The sequence below is a fragment of the Flavobacterium sp. genome (genome assembly GCF_046293665.1).
Classification (GTDB): Bacteria; Bacteroidota; Bacteroidia; order Flavobacteriales; family Flavobacteriaceae; genus Flavobacterium.
Genome location: NZ_JBKBOL010000002.1, coordinates 425,747 through 451,895 on the forward strand (window position 1 = coordinate 425,747; position 26,149 = coordinate 451,895).

Here is a 26,149-nt window from a genome sequence, read left to right on the forward strand (position 1 = left end):
CTGCTAATTTAGTTCTTTTTTTAAGAATTGAGCCGTATAGCTTTTCTTGTTCTTTACAATCTCTTCCGGTGTTCCGGCGCAAAGAATTTGTCCACCGCCTTTGCCGCCTTCCGGTCCAACGTCTATAATGTGATCGGCTAGTTTAATCACGTCCATATTGTGTTCGATAATCAAAATCGTATTGCCTTTGTCGACCAATTTATTAATCACATCCATCAACACGCGTATGTCTTCAAAATGCAGTCCGGTTGTCGGTTCGTCCATGATGTAAAACGTGTTTCCGGTGTCTTTTTTAGATAGTTCTGTGGCCAATTTGATGCGTTGCGCTTCACCGCCTGAAAGTGTTGTGCTTTGTTGGCCTAAAGTGATGTAACCCAAACCAACATCTTGTATCGTTTTGACTTTTCTGTAAATTTTCGGAATGTTTTCAAAGAAGACTACGGCTTCATCCACGGTCATATTCAAAACATCGGAAATGGATTTGCCTTTGTATCGAATTTCTAACGTTTCCCGGTTAAAACGTTTCCCTTGACAAGTTTCACATTCGACATAAACATCCGGTAAGAAACTCATTTCAATGGTGCGAACACCCGAACCTTCACAAGTTTCACATCTTCCGCCCGAAACATTAAAGCTAAAACGTCCGGCTTTATAACCGCGAATCATGGCTTCAGGCGTTTGGGTGTACAAACTTCTGATTTCTGAAAACACATCGGTATAAGTCGCCGGATTCGAGCGTGGCGTTCTGCCTATCGGACTTTGATCAATATCAATAACTTTGTCGATATGTTCTAAACCTTCAATTTTTTTATAAGGTTGCGGTTTTTTAACGCCGTTGAAATAATACGCATTCAAAATAGGGTAGAGCGTTTCATTAATCAAAGTCGATTTACCACTGCCCGAAACTCCGGTTACGCAAATCAATTTACCCAAAGGTAACTCGATAGAAACATTTTTTAAGTTGTTTCCGGTTGCGCCGCTTAGTTTCATAAACTTACCATTGCCTTCACGTCGCTTCTTTGGCACTTCAATTTTCATTTCACCATTCAAATACATGGCGGTAATGGTGTGTTCGTTGAGCAATTCCTTAGGCGTGCCTTTGCTGATGATTTCCCCGCCAAATTTTCCGGCTTTCGGACCAATATCAATGACGTAATCGGCTCGTTCTATCATGTCTTTGTCGTGTTCCACCACCAAAACAGAATTCCCAATATCTCTTAATTGTTCCAAAGAATGAATCAGTTTTTCGTTGTCTCTTTGGTGCAAACCGATACTTGGTTCGTCCAAAATATACAACACGCCAACGAGTTGCGAACCAATTTGCGTGGCCAAACGAATACGCTGTGCTTCACCGCCCGAAAGCGATTTGGAGCTGCGATTTATCGATAAATAATTCAAGCCCACATTCACCAAAAAGCGCAAACGGTCTTTGATTTCTTTGACAATTTCGGAAGCAATTATGGTTTGTTTTTCAGAAAGGTGTTTATCCAAATTATCAAACCAAACTGACAAATCCGAAATGTCCATAGTCGATAAATCGTAGATGTTTTTTTCGTGAATTCGGAAATACATCGCTTCTTTTTTCAAGCGCGAACCTTCACATTCTGGACATTTTATCTCATCCATGAATTCTTTCGCCCAACGTTTGATAGAAGTCGAATTGCTTTCATCGTATTGGTTTTTGATAAAATGCGAAATGCCTTCGAACTCTATTTTGTATTCTTTAGTAATGCCCAAAGTTTTTGATTCTACACTAAATTTTTCTTTGCCTCCGTGCAAAATAATCTGCATCGCTTCTTCGGGAATATTTTCAATAGCATCGGTTAGGCTAAAGCCAAATTTTTCTCCGATAATCTCCAACTGCTTAAAAATCCATGACGATTTGTATTCGCCTAACGGAGCAAAACCACCATTTTTGATGGATAACTTCGGATTCGGAATTATTTTTTTTAAGTTGATTTCGTGAACTGTTCCCAAACCTTTACATTCTTCACATGCACCTTTTGGGGAATTGAACGAAAATAAATTCGGCTCCGGATTTTGATAGGATATTCCGGAAGTCGGACACATCAAATTCCGACTGAAATAACGAACCTCATTCGTGTCTTGGTCCAAAATCATCAAAACATTTTCGCCGTGATACATCGCGGTTTTGATGCTTTCGGCCAAGCGTTTTTCGTTGTCCTCATTGTTTTCTATCACCATCCTGTCGATGACAATTTCGATATCGTGGGTTTTGTAACGGTCGAGTTTCATTCCGGGAAGCAAATCTTGCACATCGCCATTGACACGTACTTTCAGAAAACCTTGTTTGGTGATTTGTTGGAACAATTCGGCGTAATGTCCTTTTCTGGCGCGAATAATGGGAGCCAAAATGTTGATGCGTTTTCCGGTAAAGTTTTGAATAATCAAATCCTTGATTTGTTCATCCGAATAAGAAACCATTTTTTCGCCGGTGACATAACTATAAGCTTCGCCACCACGGGCGTAAAGTAAGCGTAGGAAATCATAAATCTCAGTGATCGTTCCCACAGTTGAACGCGGACTTTTACTCGTTGTTTTTTGTTCAATGGCAATTACGGGTGACAATCCATCGATTTTATCCACATCCGGACGTTCCAATCCGCCCAAAAATTGACGTGCATAAGCCGAAAAAGTTTCGATATAACGACGTTGCCCTTCGGCATAAATGGTGTCGAAAGCCAAAGACGATTTCCCCGAACCCGAAAGACCGGTAATAACGACCAGTTTTTCGCGAGGAATGTTGATGTCAATATTCTTCAGATTGTGTACTCGAGCGCCGAGAACTTCAATAGTATTTTCTGTTTCAAGCATAGCAATTGGGCATTCCGAAATTTCGGAAGCAAAGGTAGTGTTTTGGATGCAATTTTTGAATAGACAGTTAAGAAGTAATTGTTAAAAAAGAAAGCGCTAAAATTGGATTAACGCTTTCTTTGTCTATTGTTTATGTAGTCCTCGATGGCTTTCTTGGTGGTGAACCAATTTCTACCTTCTTTATGAGCATCAATCTTGCCTTGACGTGCTAAAAGCGATACATATTCTTGACTATAAGTGGAACTTGGCTCACTGACAATACTGGAAATTTCTCTAAAATCATAATCATTATCAGGAAGAGAACTAATGTAAATATTTAATGTTCTTTCCAAGGCTTGACACATCAGCAAAGTGAGTTTTTGATAATTGCCACCATTGGCTTGATTGAGCGCTTCGTAGTATTTTGCTCGGTCATTTTTTAAAATGATAGCCGGTGGAAACCCTTTTCTCATCAAGAGTAAATTCATAGCTAGTCTCACGGTTCTTCCGTTGCCATCAAAGAACGGATGTATCCAAACCAATTTATGATGAAAAACAGTAGCCAATTCTATGTCATTTAAACCAAGCGGATTAGCATTTACAAAAGCAATCAACTCATCCAATAAATCAGAAACCTTATTGGCATTAGGTGGTATAAAATTAGCCCCTGAAATTCTAACACCGGCATTTCTGATTCTTCCTGCATAATCATCTTCAATGGAACGCAAAACCAAACCATGTAATGAAAGAACATCAATACTTCTTAAAACATAATCATCATTAACAATACTGTATAAATAATCAATGGCTTTCTCATGGTTTTTGGCTTCAAAATGTTCCCGAAGTGATTTTCCTTTGATGGTAATTCCTTCTTGCAAAACCATTTGTGTTTCACGTAAGGATAAAGTATTGCCTTCGATACTATTAGAATTATAAGTCCATTCGATAGAGAGTGTTTCTTTTATTTTTTGCAAAGCGATGTTTGGCAATGGTCTGCTTTTTTGTAAAAGACCTTGCTTGTCATACAATCTTTCAAAAGTTGTATAGAATTCTTCGCGATAGGTTAAATCAATATTCCACATTTCAAAAACAAAGATATGATAATTATCGGGAATATAAAAATTTAAACCTATCCGATATTAAAAATCATTCAATCACCATTTCTCTAAGTCGTTGGCGATAGCTTTCGAGCACATCAATTTTAGAGAGGAAACCAAAGTATTTTCCTTTATGAATAACTGGTAAAACATTGACTTTAGAGCCTTCAAACAATTTCATTATTTTCTCAGGCTTGTCTTCAAACAGTATTAATTCTTTGGGTTGACTAATGATTTCAGGCATAGTCATAAATTTGACGTGATTTGGGTTGAAAATAAAAGCTTTGACTTCTTCAAAATCGACTAAACCTATTAATGATTTGTCTTCATTGAGAATGGGAATTATTTTTTGTTCGGTAGTAGAAAATATATCCACGACTTTTCCTGGTGAATCTTGAACGGTTAAAGTTTTATAATTTTGTTGCACCAAATTGTAAAAGTCAATGCTTTGCAAAATGTTTTTGTCTTTGTCACTAGTGAAAACTTCCCCTTTATCAGCTAAGCTTTTGACATCCATAGAGTGTTTTTCAAACTGTTTGGAAACGGCAAAACTCACTGAAGATACAATCATTAAAGGCACCATTAAATCATAACCGCCCGTAATTTCTACGATAAGAAATATAGCTGTTAAAGGCGCGTGAAATAAGCCACTCAAGATTCCGGCCATACCTACGATGGTAAAATTGGCGATTGGTAAAGGATGTGTGAAGTTTAAAAGATTGATTGATTTGGCTACAAAATAACCCAAATATGAACCCACAAAAAGCGAAGGCGCAAAGTTGCCACCGTTTCCGCCACTGCCTAAAGTTAGACCGGTTGCGAATGCTTTCAATAACATCGTAACACCAATGAAAGCCAACAAAACCCATTCGCTGCTTTTGAATCTTTCAAGCATGGTGTTGTCTAATAGTATGCTTGGGTTTTTGGAAGCTAATGTTTTGATACTTTCATAACCTTCACCAAAAAGTGTTGGGAAAAAGAAAATCAGAATAGCTAGAAGTATTGCTCCAAATAAAGCTCTACGATAGCCTTTGTTTTTAAACGTACCAAAGAATTTTTCGACCTTTTGAAAATTTCTAGCATGATAAATTGAAGTTAGGCCTGCTAAAATTCCCAATAAAATGTAATAAGGCGTATTGTGGTAATCAAATTTAAGCGTTTGTTGGAAATTTAAAATCACATCGTCACTCAAAGTAATGGTTGAAATCAATGCGCCCGTTGCTGCCGAAATGATAATTGGGATAAATGCCGAAATAGAAATATCAGTTAAAACTACTTCTATGGCAAATAGAACTCCGGCAATCGGTGCATTGAACGCCGCACCAATTCCGGCCGCAACACCACACGCCAAAAGTAAAATTCGGTCTTTTTGTGATAAATGGTATTTCTGTGCGAAGTTGGAACCAAAAGCCGCGCCCGTAATCACAATCGGGCTTTCCAAACCTGCGGAACCACCTAGTCCAACGGTTAGCGAACTCGTTACGATTTGGGCATACATTTGCTTTTTGGGCATGATGCCGCCTTTTTTGGCAACCGCATACAATACTTTGGAACTGCCTTTTTCTATGTGATTGTTCAGGAAATTACGAACGACAAACACAGTCAATAAAATTCCTGCAATCGGCAATAAACTGTTGATATACGGTAGTTTGAGAAAACCATTGATGTTATTGGCCCAAAGAAAAATATTATGAGCAAAACTCTTTAGCATAATTACCGCAAACGAACAAGTAATCGCCACAGCCACACAAGCAAAATAGATAAAGTTTCTCTCACTGAGTTTATCTTTCAAAAGGAAAACCAAATTTTCGGCTCTTCTGAAAATACTTCTGAAAACAATTTTAAAAAAGGAAGCTTTGTTCGACGGCATTTATTCAAACATTTGAATGGCTAAGATACTATTTATTTGTTATTGGTAAAAAACGGGAAACATTAATTAACGCTTCCCGTATATACTCTTTTTGATTACAAATTCAATAATTTGATATCACCGGTAGCAGTGATAATGTAATATCGGTTGTTGCGAATGATGGTGTTTTTTGGGAGTTGGTCTTCTTTTAATTTGATGCGAATGGTGATTTCATAAAAAGCCTGAATGGTTGGTTCGGTAATGTCGGCATTGAAAATAAAATTGTGATCTTTAACCATAGCAGCATTGTAATATTCGGTGGTGTTTTTCTTGATGTTATGCACTACGCTTTTTGGATCGAAACTGGCATTGGCCTGAGAAAATGCCTGATAACTTCTGTAGCTTTCCATTGGATACGTTACGTTGAATCCTTCTTGAATGATTTTCTCTTTTTTATTCAAATCAGTGTTCATGATTAGCGAATAATTAGCCATGTAATCTTTAAATTGTTCCATCGCTTTTTTCTGCATTTGGAATCGAACACCATCAAAATTGGTCGTTACGTAATCGACTTTGGCCAAATCATAAATTTCATTTTTTCCACAAATGGCTATTATTTTATCAAAGTCGTTGTTGTTTCTGAATTTGATTAAAATGTTTTTTTTCAACTCGAAACCCGATGGTTGTTCGTTATAGGTTTTCGGATTGAAAATTTTCTTTTCTACGGCATAATCATAAGTTGGTACAAACGAAATCATGTCTGAAGCAATTTCAATTTCTTTGTTGAAACTACTCAATTCTTTCATAACATTCCCGATGCGTTCGTCTATCAAACTAGTAGCTTCTTCGGCTGTTTTTCCTAACTGTAAAATGCTGAACGTGGCGATTTGTGCAGTAGCTCTTTCGTTGTAAATACCTTTAATAGTAATAACCATTTCGTCCTGGCTGCTTGTGGTGGTTTGAATCGTATTGACACGATTGATGGCGTATTGATTGCTGCCATAATTGGCATTGCCTGATTTTTCATAGTTGGCATTTCCCGATACTTGTGCGTTAGACAGGTTAAAAAATATGGCTGTCAATGCCATTGCTGTGATTAAATTTGATTTCATTTTATTTGTTTTTAAAATTATTGAGGCAATGTTACGGCCAAGTCAAAAATTACTATTGGCAAAACCGCTTTCAAGTGGCTGTAAAGTTTTTTGGTTACATTTACAGTGCTTTTACAGCAACTTTTCAGTAAAAAATAATTGGCCTAACCTTACTTTTGAACAGAATTTACGAATGACCGAATTGGAACATTTTCAGCGATTAAAACAATTGGTGCTTTTGAAATATCAAGAGCATTATCCTTTTTTTCAGGGAAGTTGGAAAACTTTCGGTGCTCAGGATATTCAGAATTTAATTGGGTTAATCGAAGAAAAGAACAAACAAACGATTAGTGAAAAATGGATTTACACACATTTAAAGCCTGAAACCAATCAAAAAGTGCCACGAAAAGACATGCTCAATATCTTGACGGAATTTGTTGGGTTTTCAGGTTGGGACGAGTTTGTTTTTGAAGCGATTTCGGAGACGGTTGTGGTTCCAAAAGGTCAAAAAAAAGAATTCAAAATTTGGTTGCTCGTTTTACTTCTTCCAATAATTATTGCGATTTGGTACTTTGGTTTTTATTCTTCGGCTACGCCAAAAACGAATACCATTGAATTAAACAATGAGTTCACCAATGAAAAGATAAATGCAGATGAAGTAAAAGTGGTTCAAATTGAAGATTCAGTCGAAAAGTCTTTGGAAGTGAAAGACGGAAAAGTACAAATCAATACTTCCGGAGATAAGGACACCAAATTGGTGATTAAAAGTCCGTTTTACCAACCCAAAACAGTTAGCATCAGTTCTGCCAACAATGGTCAAGCAACCCCAAAACAAGTGGTTTTAACACCCGATGATTATGCGATGATGTTGAAGGCGTTTATGGTTTCGGACATCAAAGATTGGCAAACCAGAAAAGAGCAATTGAATAAGATATTAGCCGACAATTTAGAGGTGATTGTCATGCTCAAGGGCAATTTAGGAGCGGAATATTTTGACAAGAATGAGTTTTCCCAAAAATTAATTGTTCCGACTGCAAATGTCCGGAAAATGAGAATCATAGAACTGAAAAATGATGAAACCAATAAGATTCAGTTTATCAGAATCAAACAAGAATAAAAGGATGAAGTCAATTTTATACATAATGCTGTTACTTTGCAGTTTTTTTATTCAAGCACAATCATCGAGTAATGAAAAAGCTGCTTCAAATGTAAGTTTGTCCAAAAAGTACGCCCCAAAATTGCTGGAAGCTTATCAGGAGAACGCCAAAACCAAAGTAGAAGATTTGTTTGCTTATTTTCAAATGTTGACCGATGCTTCATTGACCGATGATTATAAAAAAGAAATAGTTAAAAATATTCAATACACTTTCAAAAATCAGAATCCTGAAGTGATAGATTTTACGTCGCCAACTCTTGATAAAATTCTTTTGAACGATTTTATTCAAAAGCTTTTAATTTCGGAACCGATGATTTTTAAAGTTTCCAAGGCTACGCAAAATGGCACAGAGAACTATTTGAGTTGGAAAAGCGGTTATACTGTGACCAAAACCAAATCGGGAATCAGCGAGGATATTACAGTAAATCAGGTAGTTTTTTTGTTTGAAGAATCTAAATCTTTTGGTAGCATCAGTAAGAATGTGACTGTTACTTTTTTGGGAAAAATGGACTAAAACTTAAGGCTTTATTGGTTTAGCTCCTTTAATTTTGAGGCGCAATGTGCTTTTAATTCTTCAAAATACAAAGTGAATTCGTTTTCAAATTCGGTGTAGAATTGTTTTAACTCTACAATAGATTCGTCCATGGCTACGCGATGTTTGGTGCGATAATCCATTTGGAACATGATCATTTGCAAACCTTCAATTGATGCGTAACTTACTAACCAATTGCGGCCAATCATGTAAGGCATCATGCCTTTGGCTCTTTCGGTTAGGATGTCGTAGTTCTCTTTGAGTAAAAGATAGAAATCCTGTGCATACTCTTCTAATTTGACTTCAGAATATTGGCACCAATTTTTGGCCAAAAAATGATCGTAGAAAATATCCATGATTACGCCCGAATAATGACCGTATTTTTCATGCAATCGGTGTTTACTTTGTCGGTAAATAGGATGCATATCGGTAAAGCTGTCGATGGAACGATGCAATAAAATTCCTTTTCTAATTTCAGTTGGATAATTGTCATAACCATGTCCGCGAATACTATCCGCCATAAAGTTCCCGATTTTGAGCAAATCGTTGTCGCCGGAAAGATAGATATGGGCTAGGAAGTTCATGTGCCTAATTTAGGAATTTTAAATTATAAATTTTGAATTTTAAATTAGAATTGAAAAATGCCATTCTTTATATTTGTAAACATTTAAAATTTATAATTCAAAATTCAAAATAAAAAGTAATGACTTTAATCAAATCAATCTCAGGAATTCGCGGCACTATTGGCGGTAAAGTTGGAGACAATTTAACTCCGGTGGATGCCGTAAAATTTGCTTCGGCTTATGGAACTTTCCTGAAAAACAATATACAAAAAGAAAGACTGAAAGTGGTGATTGGTCGAGATGCTCGTATTTCGGGACCGATGATTCATAATTTGGTCGTGAATACTTTAATCGGATTAGGCATCGATGTGATTGATTTGGGTTTGTCAACTACGCCAACTGTTGAGGTTGCCGTACCAATGGAACAAGCCGATGGCGGAATCATTTTAACCGCTTCACACAATCCGAAACAATGGAATGCGTTGAAATTGTTGAATGCGAAAGGTGAATTTTTAAGCGGTGCCGATGGCGCTAAGATTTTAGAAATTGCCGAAGCGGAAGCCTTTGACTTTTCGGATGTGGATAGTTTGGGCGAAATCACGATGAACGATGCTTATATGGACATTCACATTGATGAAGTATTGGAATTGCCTTTGGTTGATGCCGAAGCCGTCGCCAAAAGAAAATTCAAAGTGGTGGTTGATGGCGTAAATTCTTCAGGAGGCATTATCATTCCGAAGTTATTGGAACAAATGGGCGTAGAGTGTGTAAAATTGTATTGCGAACCGAATGGTCATTTTCCTCATAATCCTGAACCTTTGAAAGAACATTTGGGCGATATCTGTAAATTGGTTGTAGAAGAAAAAGCCGATTTCGGAATTGTAGTTGATCCCGATGTTGACCGTTTGGCTTTCATTTCCAATGATGGCGAAATGTTTGGCGAAGAATATACTTTAGTCGCTTGTGCCGATTATGTCTTAAGCAAAACACCGGGAAATACCGTTTCTAATATGTCGTCTTCTCGTGCTTTGCGCGATATCACCGAAAAACACAACGGAAGTTATCAAGCGAGCGCTGTTGGTGAAGTAAACGTTGTCGAATTGATGAAAGCATCGAATGCGATCATCGGTGGCGAAGGCAATGGCGGAATTATTTATCCTGAATTGCATTATGGTCGCGATAGTTTGGTTGGCGTGGCTTTATTCTTAACGCATTTAGCAAGTTTAGACATGACGGTGGCCGAATTAAGAGCTTCCTATCCGCAATATTATATGAGCAAAAACAAAATTGAATTGACGCCGCAAATTGATGTCGATGCCATTTTGGAAGCGATGACAGAAAAATATAAAAGTGAAAACATTTCAACTATTGACGGAGTAAAAATTGATTTTCCAACTGAATGGGTTCATTTAAGAAAATCCAACACTGAACCGATTATCCGAATTTATACTGAAGCACCAACGCAAGAAGCGGCAGATCAATTGGCTTTGAGAATTATTGAGGAAATTAAGGCTGTGGCGGGAATTTAATCGAAACATAATTTAAAGTAAAAACCCTGAACTACAATTCAGGGTTTTCTTTTATTGATAAATCCACATCAAAACGGGTTTCTTTGACGCTTTTAATATCGGGTCGATGATTTTCATATTAGCATTGGAAATCGTTGGGCAACCCCAACCTTCGGGCGTTCCGTTGGGATAGACTTCTTTGTCGGACACTTTTTCCCAAGAATGAAACACGATGTAACGCGATTGGGCATTGTTGTTGGTTTCTTCTAAACCGTGAAGGACATATTTGACATGAATTCCCCAATCGCTCCAAGCCCTTTGCCCGATTTTATATTTGCCCAAAGCCGAACAATGGCTACCGTCTTTGTTGCTGAAGGTCGGATTGTCTTTTGACCAATCTTGACTCCAAGGATAATCGCAACAACCGTGTCCAACCAACATTTGATGGGTAATTTTATTTTGTTTAAAATCATACAAGAAAAACCGATTCAAACCAGAGTGAACGCTCATGTCAATCAGGATGCAAAAATCTTCATTGTAGTTGTTTTTTCGACAAAAAGTCAAGGCTTCCTTCGCCTTAGTATCGGTTCGGGAAACGTCGACTTTTGGTTTGTTTTCGCTTTTAATTTTATGGTTTATGCTCTTATAGCCATAGGCAACCGCAACTACGGCGATTAACAGAAAGACAATCTTTTTTTTCACAGGTTGGGTTTCTATTTATAACGCAAGAGAATGATTTAAAGTATGTAATGTCAAAAATAATTTAAGGTTGCGGATTTTCATCAAAATTGACCATCCAATTGATGCCGAATTTATCGGTAAACATTCCGAAATAAGCACCCCAAAAAGTATTGGTCATTGGCATAAAAGCGTTTCCGCCTGCTGATAATCCGTTGAAGATTCTATCAGCTTCGGCACGACTATCGGTATTAATAGAAACTGAAATGTTACTTCCTATAGTTACATCGCCACTTTGCGAAGTACTATCGCTTCCCATTAAAACCGTGTTGCCAATAGGTAAGCAAACATGCATGATTCTGTTGGCTTCTTCTGCTGATGGTGGCGGACAATTTGGGTCATCTGAAGGCATGTCTTTGAATTTTCCGATATAAGGAAATTCACCTCCGAAAACGGATTGGTAAAAAAGGAATGCTTCTTCGCAATTGCCATTGAAAATTAAATAAGGATTTACTTGTGTCATGATTAATGTTTGTTTTTATTGATTAGTATATTTTTTAAAATTGTTTAAAATCGATTGCCAACCTTCGCGTTGTAATGCAACTGAATGAATATTTTCCGGTTCGAAATTCTCTGTTAGGATAACTTTACTATCTATTACATCAAACTTTACGGTAACTTTTCTGCCGTCGGCTATGGTGTAAACCAATTTTTTCATTGGAATTACTTTTTGGTAAGTTCCGACAAAATCAAAAGTCATTTCGCCGTCTTTAGAAGCCATGGTGTAGACAAAATTTTGACCCACTTCCAAATGATTTTCCGCTTTTGGACAATGCCAATCATCGGATGCAAAATTCCAGTTTACTATATGTTCCGGTTGGGTAAATTTGTTCCAAACATCTTCTAAAGAAGCGTCAAGTGTTGTTTTTACGGTGATGGTTTTGGTTTCGCTTTCAGCTATATTTTTTAATATTTCCAAGGCTTTGGGAAATGCGTCATTAAAATAGTCCAGATGGCTTTCTACAATATCCACATGGACAGTCACTGTAGTAACACCGTTGTTTTCTGTCAAATCATACCGTTCTTCAGAACCTGACCAAGTTTTCGTTATCTCTGTTTCTGGTAATTCTGTAAAATCTTTTAATTCACCAAAATGTTTAAAAGTCATGGTGTCAAATGGTTTTTTAGTCACAATTTTAGAATTCATTCCGTTACCGTTTGGATCGCAGAAATAAATTTTACTTCCTTCATTCCAATCTGAAACGGCAAAGGAACCTTCACTAAAAGCAGTTGTCCAGTTTTCATAGTTTTCATCATCCCAAAGTGAATACCAGACTTTTTCTTTAGGAGCGCTAATGTCAATGCTGAATGTTAATGTCTTCATTTTTTTATTCTGTTTAAATTTTCATCTACTTTATATAAAACCATTTTCCGAATTAAATGATGCGGAATGGGTTGGTTCAAGGGAAATTGCACTGCGCCTTTGGAGTTTTTATAGCTTTCAATTTCTTTTTGAAACGCTTTGATTCCGCTACCGGTTGGATAAAATCCGATATGGTTTTTATAAGCGGCAAAATACACTAACGGACCATTGAGTTTATAAGCCGGCATTTGATAACTGATGCTTTCTTCAGCTTCGGGAGCAGTTTCTTTGATGGTTTTTCGAATGGATACTAACAATGGTTTTACTGCTTCGGTTTGCATCGCGATGTATTGGTCAACATTTTCGAAGGCAGCTTTCATGATTGATTTTTTTTAGGAAAGTAAAGTTACAAAAAGTCTCTTTTGAAAAACTTATCGCTCATAAAATTCTATTGGCAAATCATCCGGATCGCTGATGAAAGTAAATCGTTTTTCGGTGAATTCATCGATACGAATAGGTTCGGCAATGATGTTGTTTTGTTTCAAATAGTTGATTACAAATTCAATGTCGTCGACCTCAAAAGCCAAATGACGCAAACCTGTAGCTTCAGGTTTTGAAACCCTTTTGGGCGGATTGGGAAACGAAAACAATTCGATTGTATAATTTCCGTTAAGGGATAAGTCAAGCTTAAAAGATTGTCTTTCTTCACGATAAACTTCTTGGATAATTTCTAAACCAAGAATCTCAACATAAAATTTTTTAGAAAGCTCATAATCCGAACAGATGATAGCGATGTGATGGACTTTGTTGAGCATGAACTACATTTTTTTCTTAGTGACTTTGTTGTGCAATTCATTGACTTGCTGTAAAGCAGCGCTGCAATACCAAACCGTCATTTCGGCTTCAAAAATTTTGGCTTTTACCGCCGGATCGGATTCCACTAAAACATTCGCTTCTTCAATCGTACTGACATTAAAAATAAAAATCCCACGGTAATTTTTGTCGTTTTTCATGAATGGTCCGGCGACAACCAGTTTTCCTTCGTCTGCCAATTTGTTGATGTTGGCCATGTGGCCTTCAAATAATTTAGCTTTTTCTTCTTTGGTAGCCGTAGTATTGCTTCCGGTTTTTAGAATACAAAACACATACGTTTTCATACCATATTCATCAGCATTTAAAGATTGGGCTAGTTTTTCGTCGTATTCAGGATTGGTTTCTTGGGCAAAGCCAATAGCGGAAAGTAGTAATAGGAGGAAAGTGATTTTTTTCATGAGTTATTGGTTTTGTTGTTGTCTTTTTTTTCGGAATTGTATTTGTCGATTTTTGCCACAGCTTGTCGACCGTATTTTCGGGCATACCAGAATCCAATGGCAAGGGCAATGATTTTCAAATAATCATGCATTAGGTTGTCTCTCAAAGTTAAGCTTTTTTCTTTGAGCAATAAGAAAGCCATAAAACCCTAAAAACGGTAAAGTGAATAAAGTCATTTTCGGATTCCAAGTCAGTAAACCGATAAAAAGCAACAGTAGGAACAACAAAGCAATACCGGTTGCAGCAGTCACAACCAGCCAAAACTTTGGCTTTGGAACACTTAGGGAAATCAGTAAAATTAATTGACCTAATAAAGGCAAAAGAATAAAAGGATGCAAAAAAGCCTCAGGTGAATCTCTTATTTGGAGCAACAAATCGTATTCAATCTCAAAAATGAATTCGCTTTGCTTTCCCCATTCCAAATGACCTAGGAATGAAGAAAGGAATAAACCCAAGATGATTTTTTTTAAAGGAGACATACCATTATTTTAAATCATAAAAGTAGTCATTTTTGGTTTGAATTAAATAAAAATAAACCCTTTCGAACCTAACATCAAAAGGGTTTATCCAATTAAACAAAACCTAAAACCTAAAAACCTCAGTGCCTTAGCTGCTCAGCGCCTTAGTACCTCAAAAAGATACTTTATAAATCAATCCGGCAGTAAAGGCTCTGGTTAAACCATCGGGACGAACTTCTCGCACTACAAAAGGCGTTGCCAACGAAAGTTCCAAATTGCTTTTTGAATTGAGCTTGTAACTCGTGATTAAGTTTCCATTAATAGTTAAGCCATCCGAACCTTCGATGGTTTCGCGTTGGCTGAAAATATTTTCATAACTGTCCTCGCCCAAATGATACAAGAACAATACATTCGGTTTGAAAGTCAGTTTTTTATTTGGTGTTTGATAAGTATAAGTCGTGCGAAATAATACATCCGATTTTCTTTCGAATAAATTGGTTGACGGAAAATCATCGGTACCGCTATATTCAGCAAAATAGGAGTTCTTGTTATTGTTGAACACCGGAATTTGAAGTCCGAAATTAAAATCCCATTGTCTGTAATTATAATTGGTAGCTAAAATCAAATCGAAGGTTCCCAAACTCGCTTGATAATCCAGAGGCAAAGAATAACCGTTGATTTTTGCATTAGAAGTCGTGAACGGAAACTTGAATCCGGTTAGAATACTCCATTGCTTTTTGTCTTTTTCATCGAATTTATAGTTGCTGATTAAATAGGCATCGCCAAATTGTCCACGAGTCCCAAAACTGCCATCGGCTATCGAATAAGTAAACTTAGCACTCAAAGCCCATTTTTCATTGAAAGTTCTGGAATACGTTACATAAGAAGAAAGATAAGTTACATCAGCTTCGCCAACGCCATAAATGCTTCCGGCTTCGATTAGATTCTTACTAGTGTTTTCTTTGTCAAAACTATTCTCGATAGAACAAACGCCGGCATCGCTACAACCTTGTGCGAAAACAGTTGAACTGCCAATTATCCATAAACTAATTAACAAAACAATTTTTTTCATAGCATTAGTTTGATTGTAAAGCCGCAATCGCAAACAAATGGTTGTATTGCTGGCAATGAATTAAAACATAAGGATAATCGGCAAGGTTCACCTGTGGTGGTATTTGATAAGTGATATTTGGATTGAGATTACCTAAGTTGACAAATTCGGAAGGTGAATCTTCTTTAGACAAATAGACTTTTAAATCGGGACCGTCTGAAATGGAGAAACTCTCTAATTTTAGGGAATGCGAATTGTTTACTTGGTAAATTTTAACTTCGCCTTGCACATTGATGCCGGAGGTTGGGGTGAAAGTTCCGTTGTATTTCAAAACGGCTTCGTTACTGATTTCTTCTTCGACTATATCTCGAGTCAAATCGCCTTCAATTTCACAGGAAGTAAATAATATAATGGTAAAAAGGAAAAAGATTGTTTTCATAGCTTTCAATTTTTATCAAAGTTCAAAATAACTTGTGATAAGAATTGTCGGCTAGTTTACATTTGGAGGAAGTTTATCTCAACTTTACTTTTTTGAGAACATTTTCAATTACGCTATTGATTTCTGCTGAAAGATTGGTTTTGTAAATTAATCCAACGTAAACCAAAGAAACCAAACCCGATTTTAGTAGAATATTGATAATTGGATGGAAAGGGAAATCCCAGTAATAAAAGGCAAAGAAGCAAATTAATCCGATAACCAAAGCATAAATATTTTTTAAGGTAAATGGATAGAGATTCATTTTTAAGACCACAAAAAGTAATTTGGCCAAACTATACAACGTAATCGAAATTAATGTTGCTATTGCCGCACCATCTATAAAATAAATCGGAATAAAATAGGCATTTAAAGAAATCGCCAAAACCGCTAACAGTAATCCTAAAAACAACACCGCTTTGTAATATTTGGAGTTGAAAATAATCGCGTTGTTGTTGCCCAAAATCAAATCGAAATATTTAGAAAGACCAATCACAAAAACCACGAAAACACCACCACGGTAATTTTCGGGTAACAATAAATAAAGCTGGTTAATGTTGACTAAAATGCCAACATAGACCAGTCCGCCGACAATTTGTAACGTGATAGATGTCTTTTTATACAAATCGTTTAGCTCGTCGTACTTGCCTTCGGTCATTAATTTGGCGGTAATTGGATACGTAATTTGGTGCATGGCTCTACTCGGAACAGAAATCACCGTCGCAATAAAAATCGCCACCGAATAATAAGCAATATTTTCAATTTTGATATACTGTCCAATCATGGTTTTGTCGATGTCGAGCAACATATTGGCAATACTTCCGGAGAGAATGATAAATAGCGAATAGGTGAGAACGGCTTTGAAATTGTTCGGTATTTTAAACGAGAATTGAATGCGCTGCACTTTATTGGCATAAAACAACATAACCATTGTGGTCAATAAATAAATCCCCATCAAGATATCGACAAAAGTCTCGACCGAAATGGTGCCAAAGTAAACGGCGAAAAGGAAAATACTGATAAAAACCCGAAGTAAAATCTCTTTGACAAAACTCCCAAATACTGATTGCATGTGAACTTTTACCCAAGCATAAAAAATTTCAAAGTAACCCATACACAAACCAATCACCGGAATTTGCCAAGTGAAATCGTAGATAATAGGGTTTTCACGAGATAAGAAAGTAGCAATTTCTGTGTAAAAAATCGCTCCTATTAGTCCAACAGGAATAATGGCTAATAAAGGTAAAATCATCACAAAGGTTAGGAATTCGCCTTTTTCTTTTTCGGTTTTGTATTGGGTAAAAAATTTGACCAAAGTATTGTGAACACCAAAAGCCATGAGTGGAAAAATAATATTCGCCGATGACAAAATATAGCCGGTCAAGCCATAAAATGTTTCGCCCAAAAAATGCGGATACATGAACAAAGTATTCGCCGCGCCAATCGCAAACCCGATATAGGTAATGATGGTGTTTTTGATAGATTGGTTGACGACGATGCCCATTTTTGAGTTAGGAGTTAGGAGTTAGGAGTTTGGCCAGTTGTGCTGTCAAACTCTTACGGGAATATTGTTGCAAACCAACGGCGTGAACTTTCAAGTTTTGGTTTTGGTATTCCTGATAATATTTCAAAAGTAGCGCTTTTAGCTTTTCCTTTTCGTCATAAGTGAAGAAAACGCCGGTATTGGTTGAGGTGATAATTTCCGCAAAATCAGAACCTTCAGGACCAATGGCTACGATAGGTCTTTCGGAAACCATGTATTCAAATAATTTTCCGGGTATGATGCTTTTGGTGTCTTCGGAATTGATTTCGATGAGCAATAAAACTTGTGACTTTCGTTGGTGTTCAATCGCTTCTTGGTGCGAAACGTAGCCTAAATTCGAAAGGTAGTCATTGAGTTTGAATTCTGTTATCGTGTCTAAAACTTCCTGACTCACGGCGCCGATTAGTTTGAGTTGGAAATCATTCCCGAAGTCTTTATTTTCTTTGGTTAATTCTTTTAAGGCTTTCCATAAGATTCGCGGATTTCTTTCGGATAGAAACGAACCGATATGCGACAAAGTGAATTTGTCATCCAAAGGTTGTTTGGTCACTTTTTCCACGTCGTAACCATTCGTAATTACTTCAATGGGTTTGGAAGTGATGGCTTCGAATTCAGTTTTGGTGGTTTTACTGGTGACGATAATTGTATCAGCCGAGGTCAATACTTCTTTTTCTAATGCCTTGTGTTTTTTTTCGGCTGAAGCTGATAATTTCAACGCTTTGTGATAACCAATGGTCGTCCACGGATCGCGGAAATCGGCCAACCATTTTACACTTAAATCTTTCTTCAATTGTAAACCAATCAAATGTAAACTATGCGGCGGACCGGAAGTTACAATCGTATCGATATTGTTTTCCTGAATGTATTTCGATAAATATTTCACCGAAGGTTTCACCCAAAGAAAACGTGCATCGGGAATAAAAATATTACCACGAACCCAAAGCAAAGTTTTTTCTAAAAAGGATTGCTTTTTTTGATTGGGAATAATCCCGGAACTGATTTTCTTGGTTTTGTTTTTGCCGAAAAAAGAAGCCAAACCATAAGGTTCGAAGATTTTGTTTTTGAGAATAATCGCTTTATCCGAAACTTCGCTTTCCAAACCGTTATCAATAATCGGATACGTTGGGTTTTCGGGAATATAGACTATCGGTTGTACATTGAACTCAGGCAAATACTTGACAAACTTTAACCAACGTTGCACGCCCGGTCCACCAGCTGGTGGCCAGTAATATGTTATGATTAAGAGTTTTTTGGGTTCAGACATTACTCAATTTTCTTGCCTTTTTGTTCAAAATACACTACACCGATGATAACCAGAACCATCAAAATCGAACTCACCAAGGCAATAGTACTTCCGGTTTTCACGACTTGCGGTTCAAATTTGAATTCGATGGTGTGTTTCCCTTTTGGAACGGCCAATCCGCGAAGTACATAATCTACTCTGAGAATATCCGTTTCTTTTCCGTCAATGGTAGCTTTCCAGCCCTGGTAATAGTTTTCAGAGAAAACAGCGAAGCCATCATTAGAATTGGTAGAAGTATATTTGATGTAATTAGGTTTATGCTCTTCTAGTTTTATAGTGGCCAAACTGTCCTTTTTAAAAGTAGGAGTCAAACCGGATTTCGTAAAATCGTTACTATTTCTTGTTGCTACATTTTTAGTGTCGATTTTGCCCAAAACTTTCATTTCTTCATCAGCAGAATTCACGGTTTTTAATTCAGAAATAAACCAAGCATTTCCATTGATAAATGGATTGGTTATGGGTACGCTTTCGCCGTCTTTGGTTTGTACCAATAAATATTTGATGTTTAAAGCATTCAGGATAGGAATGCTAGTGTTTAAAGTCATGGTTTCCGGGTCAATCATTTGGCCTAAATCGTTTAATTGTTGGTCAATATGATAGTCAAACAATTGCTCATATCTTCTTGGACGAACAGCACTGTAACCACCAACCGATTTGTGGAAATAAGAAGTTCGGCCTTGTAATCTGCCTTGTAATTCATAAACCCTGAAAACTGATGTGTCCTTGAGTATTTCCAAATCAGCTTGTGTTGGTTCAAAAGGTTGGTTTATTTCAAGTGCACTTCTGAATTGCTTTCCGTCATTACTTACATAGTTTTTATCAATAAAAAACAAATCGCCAATCATGAAGATTCCAATAATAATTACAGCTGTATTTTGAACTAACTTTCCTTTAATATAAAACCAAAGTGTTCCAAAAGCCACCACCATAAAAAATCCGGAACGCAACAAATCTGCGGTAAATAAGTCCATTCGGTCTTGACGCAAAGCCTCTACAAATCCTTGTCCGAAAGCTTTATCTTGTCCTTGATTGAGCATGGCCATAATTTGGGAATCAATCGGACTTGAAAAAGAAAAAGCACTTTTGAAAAGCAAAATCAAAAGAAGTAAGCCAATTGAGGTTGCTGCTGTATAAAGTAAAGATTTCTTTTGGTTTTCAGTGTTTTTGAAAAAAGATTGTAATCCCATAATGGCTAAAACCGGAATGCACAATTCTAATATAACTTGGATTGAAGAAACCGCTCTGAACTTATCATATAGCGGAACATAATCAATAAAGAAATCGGTTAGCGCTGCAAAATTTTTACCCCAAGAAAGGAATAAGGCGAAAATGGCACCGGCTAGGAACGCATACTTAATTTTGCGTTTGTCGTGGTACAATGCTAATACACATAAAAAGAAAACAATCGCCCCAATGTAAGCCGGAGCGGCCACTATAGGTTGGTCACCCCAATAAGTCGGCGCATAGTTTTCAGTAAAAGTTTGGGCTTCACTTTCGGTAGCACCATAAGACAACATATAATTGTAAACATTTGATTCATTGCCTAACTTTTCGCTATTCCCGCCGCCATACAAACGTGGCGCGATGAGATTTAAACTTTCGCCTACACCATAACTGTATTCGGTTATGTAAGCTTTAGACATGGAAGCCGTTTCAGTGTTTTTAGAACCATCTGCATTGAAAGTCAGTTCGCTTTTGCCACGCATACTAAAATCAGAGTATTCTTTAGTGGCTAACAATCCGGAAGCATTGGTTCCTAAAGCTAAAGTAACGGCAACTAGGAAAGTTAAAGCTATTTTTGGTAACGATTTTAAGTCCTTTTCCTGATACAGTTTGTAAAGAAAATAAACCGACAAAATCAATAAGAGGAACAACAAATAGTAGGTCATTTGAAAGTGGTTGGCATTAATTTCTAGAGCCACAGCTAACATGGTTAAGATACCGCCATGCCAATATTTTTTTCTGAACACCAAAATGAATCCGGCTACTACTAATGGCATATAGGCAATGGCGTGAGCTTTCGCATTATGACCAACGCCGAGTATGACTATCAAATAAGTTGAAAATCCAAAAGCCAAAGCACCAAAAAAAGCTTTTAATGGATCAGTCCTAAAAACCAAAAGCAAACCGTAAAATCCTAAAAAGTAAAGAAATAAATAATCTGCGGGTCTTGGTAAAAACCTTAAGGCATCATCTAGTTTTCCAATAAAATCATTCGGGTAATTGGCTCCCAATTGATAGGTTGGCATACCACCAAAAGCAGCATTTGTCCAAAAAGGTTCCGTGTTAGATTCTGCTCTGAAATCGTTTTGTTCTTTGGCCATTCCGGTATATTGTACAATATCGGATTGGTAGATTTTTTTGCCTTGCAGAACGGGATAAAAATAAATTAGAGAAATTAGGATAAAACCAAAAATGGCTAAAAAATGGGGATAAAACTTTTGAAATTGTTTCATGTTTTTGGATTAGGTTTTCAAGTGAAATTACTTAATTTCTTCGAAATCAATATAATCACCAACGATTTTTTTCTCTTTTGGCTTTTCAGCTTTAGAAGTTTGAGCTTGTTGTTGTTCTTGGTATTGTTGCTGTTGTTGTTGGAATTGCTGTGCTGCTTTTTCGACCACTTTTTTGGCTACGACCGGTAAAAATAATCTTGCCAGAAATTTAAAGATATAGTAAATGGCTATAATCCATAATATTGTTTTAACAAAGCCGGGCATTGATGCAGTTTCCATATTGCAAATATAATTTTTGTCAAAAATACTAAATTCCCTAATGTAAAATTCGCTTTAACCTCTTAAATAAATGATAAATTGTATTACTTTTGGATGGCAATATTTTTACTAAAAGCTCTGTTATGCTAAAAATAAAATCACTTTTGATTGTTGGTTTTTTAATGATTTCAACAAAACAATACGCTCAATATACCGATATCATCAATTCTAATCGACCGGGAAAATCGATGTCGGCTTTTTCGGTAGGAAAAACGGTAATTCAGGCTGAAGGCGGTTTGTATGGTATTCAAGAAAGACACGACTTGTTGCGTTATGAAGCCAATGGATTCGGAACAGAATTGAGTGTCAGATATGGCGCTTTCTTTGATCAATTTGAGTTTAATTTAGAAACACAATACCAGTATGATTGGTATTCAGCACCATTGATTGAAGATACGCGTGGTGGTTTTAAGCAAGTGACTTTAGGAGCAAAATATTTGGTTTATGATCCGTTTGTACAATTGAAAGATGATAAACCCAATGTTTACAGTTGGAAAGCTAATCACAAGTTTAGTTGGAAACAGTTTATTCCTGCAGTAGCGGTTTATGGTGGTTTTAATTTGAATTTGGGTACCAATCCGTTTACGTTTGATTCCGATCCGACGATTAGTCCGAAATTGATGTTGATTACTCAGAATCATTTTGGCAGTAAATGGGTTTGGGTTAATAATATCATTGCTGACAAATACATGACCGATTACCCAACTTTGGGTTGGATTACCACAATGACCAGAGGATTTAATATGCGTTGGTCCGGATTTTTAGAAGTACAGTCTTATAAGAGTGACTTTTATGCTGATGTTGTTGGGCGTTTAGGCGCAGCTTATTTGGTGAGAGAAAATATTCAGTTGGATGCTTATTTTGCTAAAAATATAAAAGACACTCCGGCTATAATGCATGGTGGTTTTGGAATGTCTTGGCGTTTCGACAGTAATTATGAAACCAATTACAAGCGAATCAAAAATGACAAAAAAGACGATAAGAAAAAAGACAAAAAATCTAAAAAAGACAAAGGCAAAAAACGTAAAGACGAAGTAGAATTAGAAAATCCAAAGCCATAATGATTACCATAATTGAAGCCAATACTCAAAAACTAATTAAAGAGTATGTAAAGTTTCCTTTTGCCTTATACAAAAACCATCCTTATTGGGTTCCGCCTTTAATTAGTGATGAATTGGAAACCTTTGATAAGACTAAAAACCCTGCGTTTACTTCTGCAGAGGCTCATTTTTATTTGGCTTATAAAGACAATAAAGTAGTAGGTAGAATTGCTGCTATTATTAATTGGGATGAAGTCAATAACCAACAAAAAAAGAAAGTTCGCTTCGGTTGGTGGGATGTAATTGATGATGTTAAAGTTACCAAAGCTTTGTTGGATAAAGTTTATGAATTTGGTAAAGCCAATAGCTTAGAATTTGTTGAAGGACCGATGGGTTTTTCAAACTTGGATAAAGTAGGCGTTTTAACCGAAGGCTTTGATGAGATTGGCTCTATGATTACTTGGTACAATTTTCCTTATTACAAGGAGCATTTAGAAAAACTGGGCTACGTCAAAGAAAAGGAATACCTCGAAAATAAATTTCCTTTTGCTAATGTTAAACCCGAATTGTTTTTAAAGGCCAATGAGTTAATCAAAAAACGTTACGAATTAAGAGCCTTAAACTTTACGAATAACAAAGATATAATGCCTTATGTGGATAAGATGTTTGATTTGTTTAATTCAAGTTATGCTAGCTTATCTTCTTTTGTTGCTATTACAGATGTACAGAAAGAATACTTCAAAAAGAAGTATATCAGCTTCATCAACCCGGAATATATTAAGTTTATCCTGGATAAGGATGACAACATGGTCGCGTTTAGCATAGTAATGCCAAGTTTTTCAAAAGCCTTGCAAAAAGCCAAAGGTAAATTGTTTCCGTTTGGGTTTTATCATTTGCTTAAAGCTAAAAAAGAAAGCAAAGAAGTACTATTTTATCTTATAGGAATTGACCCTGAATACCAAAGTAAAGGCGTTACCGCTATCATTTTTAATGAATATTACACTACTTTCAAAGCGAAAGGAATTTTGCAATGTGTTCGTACGCCTGAATTAGAAGACAATCATGCCATTCACAATATGTGGAAGCATTTTGATCCGGTAACTTTCAGAAGAAGACGAACCTATCGGATTTCTTTATAATGGTTTAACGTGCTATTAATGTTAAATTTACATGATATATCAATAGTTTTTTAACTTTTTTTTGAAAAACATTCGAAATAAACGTTAAATAGATTTAGGTTCGATAGTCATTTGTGTAGTTAATCGATAAAAATCAAATGTTCGTAGAAAACTTACGGCTTTTTTAACATTGTATTTAGATTTCTATCTAATTTTATAATCCCATTTGAAATCTACTTTAATTTCTCTTCAAAAAGAATACTAGACTAAACCTGTTCGTGATGTGGTATTATCAAAAAAATACTTAACATTATGAAAAACACTACTTTTTTAAAGTTTTTGGAATTTCCCTGTAGCGAAGACTGTGTCGTTAGCCGAGGGGAAAATGGTTTTAAGTTAGATTTTTCCAAAGTAAACACATTGGATAGTCATTATTCTGAAAAACAGGGTAATACTAAAAAGAAAGGTGTAATTAGCATTTTGATGTTGGTTATACTTTTTTTATTTTCTAACATTTCAACTGCTCAGATTACCTTAGATGGTAACCCGAGTGATTGGGGAACTTGGCTGGCAGCTCCGGGAGGAATTAAAGCCAGAATTATTGACCCGACTAATAGCACGGATGATATTTGGACCGGAGGTTCAAAGGATATTCAGCAGATAAGTCAATGGGTATGGACGACCAATGGTGCCAATGATAAAAATAACTTAGCCAACGTTGGTTATTATTTTGATGGAACTAAGCTGTATTTCTTTGCAGATCGATATGCTAATAACGGAGATTCCGCTATTGGATTTTGGATTTTGCAAGACAGTGTAGGGAAGTTAGGTGTTACTGGTGGCGGATTCAGCGGTCAACACGTTGAAGGCGATATCTTGATGATTAGTCACTTCGTTAATGGAGGTGCTGTAGCAGATATACAAGCTTTTAGATGGACTAATGGTGCTTTAGATCCAACTCCAATCCCATTACCAACAACAGGTTTGGATGCGAGAGTAAATGTTGGAACAGTGAATGCACCAGCGGCTTGGAATTATGTGCCCAAATTTGGAGCTGCCGGAACTTACCCGGACTCTTCCTTCTTTGAAGGTTTTATTGATTTAAGCAGTGTAAACTTTAATTTAAGTGTTTGTTTAGGTACTTTCTTAGCTGAAACAAGACAATCACAATCACTTACAGCTTCATTAGAAGATTTAGCCAGAGGAAGATTTGGTTCTGTACCACTTCCAAAAACTTTAGTGGGAAGTTCATTCTGTAGTTCAGTTCCAAATAGCGGAACAATTACTATGGCAAGTTCTGAAGCTCTTGTAAGTTATCAATTAGTGAATAATGCAAATAACGCTAATGTTCAAGTAGCCCAATTGGGTAATGGAGGAACATTGACATGGTCTAACTTACCCGCAGGAAGTTATTATGTCATTGCAACAAATACATTGTCAGAGTGTACCATTGAGATTGGTAGGCCAACAGTTGTAACAATTTTAGATGCGCCAACCGTTTCGGTTAATTCGCCTTCAAAATGTTCCAATGATCCTGCAGTGACTATAACAGCTACTCCAAACCCTGCTGGAACTTATACTTACACATGGACCGTTCCTGTAGGAGTTACCAATCCGGGCAACGTTGCTTCTTTTAACGCATCTGTGGCTGGTAACTATTCTGTAGTTGTTTCTAATGGAACTTGTTCAGGTTCAGGTTCAGGGACTTTAACAGTTAATCCAAGCCCAACTTTAGTAACTAATAATCCGGCACCAGTTTGTGCTCCTTTAACTATTGATTTGACTCTTCCAGCTGTAACCGCAGGTAGTAATCTTCAAGGTGGGACATTGTCATATTGGACAAATGCAGGTGCTACAATTCCTTTAAATAATCCTAATGCTGTTTCAGCATCAGGAACCTATTACATTAAAGTAACTACTTCAGCAAACTGTACAGATATTAAACCTGTGACAGTTACTGTCATTCCTGTCATTCCAATTGTTATCAACTGTCCGCAAAATAGTACTACGAGTGCTTGTGACTACGCAGATCAAGCTGCTCTTAATGCAGCATTCAACAATTGGGTAGCTAGTTTTACAGCTTCAGGTGGTAATGGTACTTTAGTTACTTCAGGATTGCAAAATCTTTCTGCTCCAAATTTATGTGCAGGAGGAAGTGTAACAGTTAACTTCAGTGCTTCTGATGATTGCGGAAAGCAAGCTAATTGTTCAGCTACCTTTACTATCACAGCTCCTGCAGCGGTAACTACCAACGCACCGGCTAATGCTTCGGCATCAGCATGTGCTTACGCAGACCAAGCAGCGGTGAATGCAGCTTTCGCAGCATTCTTAAATGGATTTAGTGTAAGTGGCGGATGTGACCCAAGCGGAAGCTTTACAGGTCAACCAGTTGCACCGGTATTGTGTGAGGGCGGAACTACAACAG

At 36.7% G+C, this 26,149-nt stretch carries 25 protein-coding genes; 6 read left to right on the forward strand and 19 right to left on the reverse strand.

Annotated features, from left to right (window positions below):
• Positions 1–3: 3 nt before the first annotated feature.
• The 4 genes from uvrA to ACK4R1_RS06335 form a co-directional block, all read right to left on the reverse strand.
• Positions 4–2,835, reverse strand: a complete 2,832-nt coding sequence (uvrA, locus tag ACK4R1_RS06320; RefSeq protein ID WP_409684764.1) for an excinuclease ABC subunit UvrA — start codon at positions 2,833–2,835, stop codon at positions 4–6.
• A gap of 107 nt (positions 2,836–2,942) precedes the next feature.
• Positions 2,943–3,896, reverse strand: a complete 954-nt coding sequence (locus ACK4R1_RS06325) for a Fic family protein (RefSeq protein ID WP_409684766.1) — start codon at positions 3,894–3,896, stop codon at positions 2,943–2,945.
• A 64-nt stretch (positions 3,897–3,960) separates the two neighbouring features.
• A complete protein-coding gene (locus ACK4R1_RS06330; protein ID WP_409684768.1) occupies positions 3,961–5,781 on the reverse strand; it encodes a chloride channel protein in 1,821 nt (606 codons plus the stop codon).
• 95 nt (positions 5,782–5,876) lie between these two features.
• The gene (locus ACK4R1_RS06335; protein ID WP_409684770.1) at positions 5,877–6,872 is read right to left on the reverse strand and encodes an SIMPL domain-containing protein; all 996 of its coding nucleotides are present in this window, start codon (positions 6,870–6,872) and stop codon (positions 5,877–5,879) included.
• 172 nt (positions 6,873–7,044) lie between these two features.
• On the opposite strand from ACK4R1_RS06335, the gene ACK4R1_RS06340 reads away from it, so the two are divergent.
• Both ACK4R1_RS06340 and ACK4R1_RS06345 read left to right on the forward strand, forming a co-directional pair.
• Positions 7,045–7,968: a hypothetical protein gene (locus tag ACK4R1_RS06340; protein ID WP_409684772.1), complete on the forward strand. Its 924-nt coding sequence runs from the start codon at positions 7,045–7,047 to the stop codon at positions 7,966–7,968.
• Positions 7,969–7,972: 4 nt separating this feature from the next.
• Positions 7,973–8,521 carry a hypothetical protein gene (locus ACK4R1_RS06345; RefSeq protein ID WP_409684773.1) on the forward strand — a complete coding sequence of 183 codons (549 nt, stop codon included), beginning with the start codon at positions 7,973–7,975 and terminating at the stop codon, positions 8,519–8,521.
• An 11-nt stretch (positions 8,522–8,532) separates the two neighbouring features.
• Here the strand turns inward: ACK4R1_RS06345 and ACK4R1_RS06350 are convergent, their stop codons facing one another.
• A complete protein-coding gene (locus ACK4R1_RS06350; RefSeq protein ID WP_409684775.1) occupies positions 8,533–9,123 on the reverse strand; it encodes an ACP phosphodiesterase in 591 nt (196 codons plus the stop codon).
• A 119-nt stretch (positions 9,124–9,242) separates the two neighbouring features.
• On the opposite strand from ACK4R1_RS06350, the gene glmM reads away from it, so the two are divergent.
• Positions 9,243–10,631, forward strand: coding sequence for a phosphoglucosamine mutase (glmM, locus tag ACK4R1_RS06355; RefSeq protein ID WP_409684777.1), 1,389 nt, complete (start codon positions 9,243–9,245; stop codon positions 10,629–10,631).
• Between the two features lie 51 nt (positions 10,632–10,682).
• Here glmM and ACK4R1_RS06360 read toward each other — a convergent pair whose 3' ends face one another.
• The 14 genes from ACK4R1_RS06360 to ACK4R1_RS06425 form a co-directional block, all read right to left on the reverse strand.
• On the reverse strand, positions 10,683–11,312 hold the full coding sequence (locus ACK4R1_RS06360; protein ID WP_409684779.1) for a murein L,D-transpeptidase catalytic domain-containing protein: 630 nt from the start codon (positions 11,310–11,312) through the stop codon (positions 10,683–10,685).
• A gap of 61 nt (positions 11,313–11,373) precedes the next feature.
• Positions 11,374–11,811 (reverse strand): VOC family protein, encoded by a 438-nt coding sequence (locus ACK4R1_RS06365; RefSeq protein ID WP_409684781.1) that lies wholly within the window; start codon positions 11,809–11,811, stop codon positions 11,374–11,376.
• Between the two features lie 15 nt (positions 11,812–11,826).
• The gene (locus ACK4R1_RS06370; RefSeq protein WP_409684783.1) at positions 11,827–12,672 is read right to left on the reverse strand and encodes an SRPBCC domain-containing protein; all 846 of its coding nucleotides are present in this window, start codon (positions 12,670–12,672) and stop codon (positions 11,827–11,829) included.
• Positions 12,669–13,031, reverse strand: coding sequence for an iron chaperone (locus tag ACK4R1_RS06375; protein ID WP_409684784.1), 363 nt, complete (start codon positions 13,029–13,031; stop codon positions 12,669–12,671). The genes ACK4R1_RS06370 and ACK4R1_RS06375 overlap by 4 nt, the downstream gene beginning before the upstream one ends.
• A gap of 51 nt (positions 13,032–13,082) precedes the next feature.
• Positions 13,083–13,466, reverse strand: coding sequence for a VOC family protein (locus ACK4R1_RS06380; protein WP_409684786.1), 384 nt, complete (start codon positions 13,464–13,466; stop codon positions 13,083–13,085).
• Between the two features lie 3 nt (positions 13,467–13,469).
• Positions 13,470–13,922 carry a YciI family protein gene (locus tag ACK4R1_RS06385; RefSeq protein ID WP_409684788.1) on the reverse strand — a complete coding sequence of 151 codons (453 nt, stop codon included), beginning with the start codon at positions 13,920–13,922 and terminating at the stop codon, positions 13,470–13,472.
• Positions 13,919–14,068 (reverse strand): hypothetical protein, encoded by a 150-nt coding sequence (locus ACK4R1_RS06390; RefSeq protein WP_409684790.1) that lies wholly within the window; start codon positions 14,066–14,068, stop codon positions 13,919–13,921. The genes ACK4R1_RS06385 and ACK4R1_RS06390 overlap by 4 nt, the downstream gene beginning before the upstream one ends.
• Complete coding sequence (locus ACK4R1_RS06395) at positions 14,046–14,441, reverse strand: hypothetical protein (RefSeq protein ID WP_409684792.1); 396 nt, start codon at positions 14,439–14,441, stop codon at positions 14,046–14,048. The genes ACK4R1_RS06390 and ACK4R1_RS06395 overlap by 23 nt, the downstream gene beginning before the upstream one ends.
• A 151-nt stretch (positions 14,442–14,592) precedes the next feature.
• Positions 14,593–15,492, reverse strand: coding sequence for a hypothetical protein (locus ACK4R1_RS06400; RefSeq protein ID WP_409684794.1), 900 nt, complete (start codon positions 15,490–15,492; stop codon positions 14,593–14,595).
• Positions 15,493–15,496: 4 nt separating this feature from the next.
• On the reverse strand, positions 15,497–15,910 hold the full coding sequence (locus ACK4R1_RS06405; protein ID WP_409684796.1) for a DM13 domain-containing protein: 414 nt from the start codon (positions 15,908–15,910) through the stop codon (positions 15,497–15,499).
• Between the two features lie 73 nt (positions 15,911–15,983).
• Positions 15,984–17,450, reverse strand: coding sequence for a lipopolysaccharide biosynthesis protein (locus tag ACK4R1_RS06410; RefSeq protein ID WP_409684798.1), 1,467 nt, complete (start codon positions 17,448–17,450; stop codon positions 15,984–15,986).
• 7 nt (positions 17,451–17,457) lie between these two features.
• Positions 17,458–18,753, reverse strand: coding sequence for a glycosyltransferase family 4 protein (locus tag ACK4R1_RS06415; RefSeq protein ID WP_409684800.1), 1,296 nt, complete (start codon positions 18,751–18,753; stop codon positions 17,458–17,460).
• Positions 18,753–21,248: a YfhO family protein gene (locus ACK4R1_RS06420; RefSeq protein WP_409684802.1), complete on the reverse strand. Its 2,496-nt coding sequence runs from the start codon at positions 21,246–21,248 to the stop codon at positions 18,753–18,755. The genes ACK4R1_RS06415 and ACK4R1_RS06420 overlap by 1 nt, the downstream gene beginning before the upstream one ends.
• Before the next feature lie 27 nt (positions 21,249–21,275).
• Positions 21,276–21,527 (reverse strand): DUF4834 domain-containing protein, encoded by a 252-nt coding sequence (locus ACK4R1_RS06425; RefSeq protein WP_409684804.1) that lies wholly within the window; start codon positions 21,525–21,527, stop codon positions 21,276–21,278.
• 122 nt (positions 21,528–21,649) lie between these two features.
• Here ACK4R1_RS06425 and ACK4R1_RS06430 point away from each other — a divergent pair, with 122 nt between their 5' ends.
• The 3 genes from ACK4R1_RS06430 to ACK4R1_RS06440 form a co-directional block, all read left to right on the forward strand.
• Complete coding sequence (locus tag ACK4R1_RS06430) at positions 21,650–22,627, forward strand: transporter (protein WP_409684806.1); 978 nt, start codon at positions 21,650–21,652, stop codon at positions 22,625–22,627.
• On the forward strand, positions 22,627–23,745 hold the full coding sequence (locus tag ACK4R1_RS06435; protein WP_409684808.1) for a GTP cyclohydrolase: 1,119 nt from the start codon (positions 22,627–22,629) through the stop codon (positions 23,743–23,745). The genes ACK4R1_RS06430 and ACK4R1_RS06435 overlap by 1 nt, the downstream gene beginning before the upstream one ends.
• A gap of 291 nt (positions 23,746–24,036) precedes the next feature.
• Positions 24,037–26,149: hypothetical protein (locus ACK4R1_RS06440; RefSeq protein WP_409684809.1), on the forward strand; the 2,113-nt coding region annotated here is incomplete at its 3' end.

Excerpts from the sequence above, each read along its gene's own strand:
- ACK4R1_RS06325 (WP_409684766.1), bottom strand. The coding sequence starts at position 3,896 with ATGTGGAATATTGATTTAACCTATCGCGAAGAATTCTATACAACTTTT.
- ACK4R1_RS06365 (WP_409684781.1), bottom strand. The coding sequence starts at position 11,811 with ATGACACAAGTAAATCCTTATTTAATTTTCAATGGCAATTGCGAAGAA.
- ACK4R1_RS06430 (WP_409684806.1), top strand. The coding sequence starts at position 21,650 with ATGCTAAAAATAAAATCACTTTTGATTGTTGGTTTTTTAATGATTTCA.
- ACK4R1_RS06395 (WP_409684792.1), bottom strand. The coding sequence starts at position 14,441 with ATGTCTCCTTTAAAAAAAATCATCTTGGGTTTATTCCTTTCTTCATTC.
- ACK4R1_RS06415 (WP_409684800.1), bottom strand. The coding sequence starts at position 18,753 with ATGTCTGAACCCAAAAAACTCTTAATCATAACATATTACTGGCCACCA.
- ACK4R1_RS06380 (WP_409684786.1), bottom strand. The coding sequence starts at position 13,466 with ATGCTCAACAAAGTCCATCACATCGCTATCATCTGTTCGGATTATGAG.
- ACK4R1_RS06435 (WP_409684808.1), top strand. The coding sequence starts at position 22,627 with ATGATTACCATAATTGAAGCCAATACTCAAAAACTAATTAAAGAGTAT.
- uvrA (WP_409684764.1), bottom strand. The coding sequence starts at position 2,835 with ATGCTTGAAACAGAAAATACTATTGAAGTTCTCGGCGCTCGAGTACAC.
- ACK4R1_RS06425 (WP_409684804.1), bottom strand. The coding sequence starts at position 21,527 with ATGGAAACTGCATCAATGCCCGGCTTTGTTAAAACAATATTATGGATT.
- ACK4R1_RS06340 (WP_409684772.1), top strand. The coding sequence starts at position 7,045 with ATGACCGAATTGGAACATTTTCAGCGATTAAAACAATTGGTGCTTTTG.
- ACK4R1_RS06375 (WP_409684784.1), bottom strand. The coding sequence starts at position 13,031 with ATGAAAGCTGCCTTCGAAAATGTTGACCAATACATCGCGATGCAAACC.
- ACK4R1_RS06345 (WP_409684773.1), top strand. The coding sequence starts at position 7,973 with ATGAAGTCAATTTTATACATAATGCTGTTACTTTGCAGTTTTTTTATT.
- ACK4R1_RS06335 (WP_409684770.1), bottom strand. The coding sequence starts at position 6,872 with ATGAAATCAAATTTAATCACAGCAATGGCATTGACAGCCATATTTTTT.
- ACK4R1_RS06385 (WP_409684788.1), bottom strand. The coding sequence starts at position 13,922 with ATGAAAAAAATCACTTTCCTCCTATTACTACTTTCCGCTATTGGCTTT.
- ACK4R1_RS06370 (WP_409684783.1), bottom strand. The coding sequence starts at position 12,672 with ATGAAGACATTAACATTCAGCATTGACATTAGCGCTCCTAAAGAAAAA.
- ACK4R1_RS06400 (WP_409684794.1), bottom strand. The coding sequence starts at position 15,492 with ATGAAAAAAATTGTTTTGTTAATTAGTTTATGGATAATTGGCAGTTCA.
- ACK4R1_RS06410 (WP_409684798.1), bottom strand. The coding sequence starts at position 17,450 with ATGGGCATCGTCGTCAACCAATCTATCAAAAACACCATCATTACCTAT.
- ACK4R1_RS06405 (WP_409684796.1), bottom strand. The coding sequence starts at position 15,910 with ATGAAAACAATCTTTTTCCTTTTTACCATTATATTATTTACTTCCTGT.
- ACK4R1_RS06330 (WP_409684768.1), bottom strand. The coding sequence starts at position 5,781 with ATGCCGTCGAACAAAGCTTCCTTTTTTAAAATTGTTTTCAGAAGTATT.
- glmM (WP_409684777.1), top strand. The coding sequence starts at position 9,243 with ATGACTTTAATCAAATCAATCTCAGGAATTCGCGGCACTATTGGCGGT.
- ACK4R1_RS06350 (WP_409684775.1), bottom strand. The coding sequence starts at position 9,123 with ATGAACTTCCTAGCCCATATCTATCTTTCCGGCGACAACGATTTGCTC.
- ACK4R1_RS06420 (WP_409684802.1), bottom strand. The coding sequence starts at position 21,248 with ATGAAACAATTTCAAAAGTTTTATCCCCATTTTTTAGCCATTTTTGGT.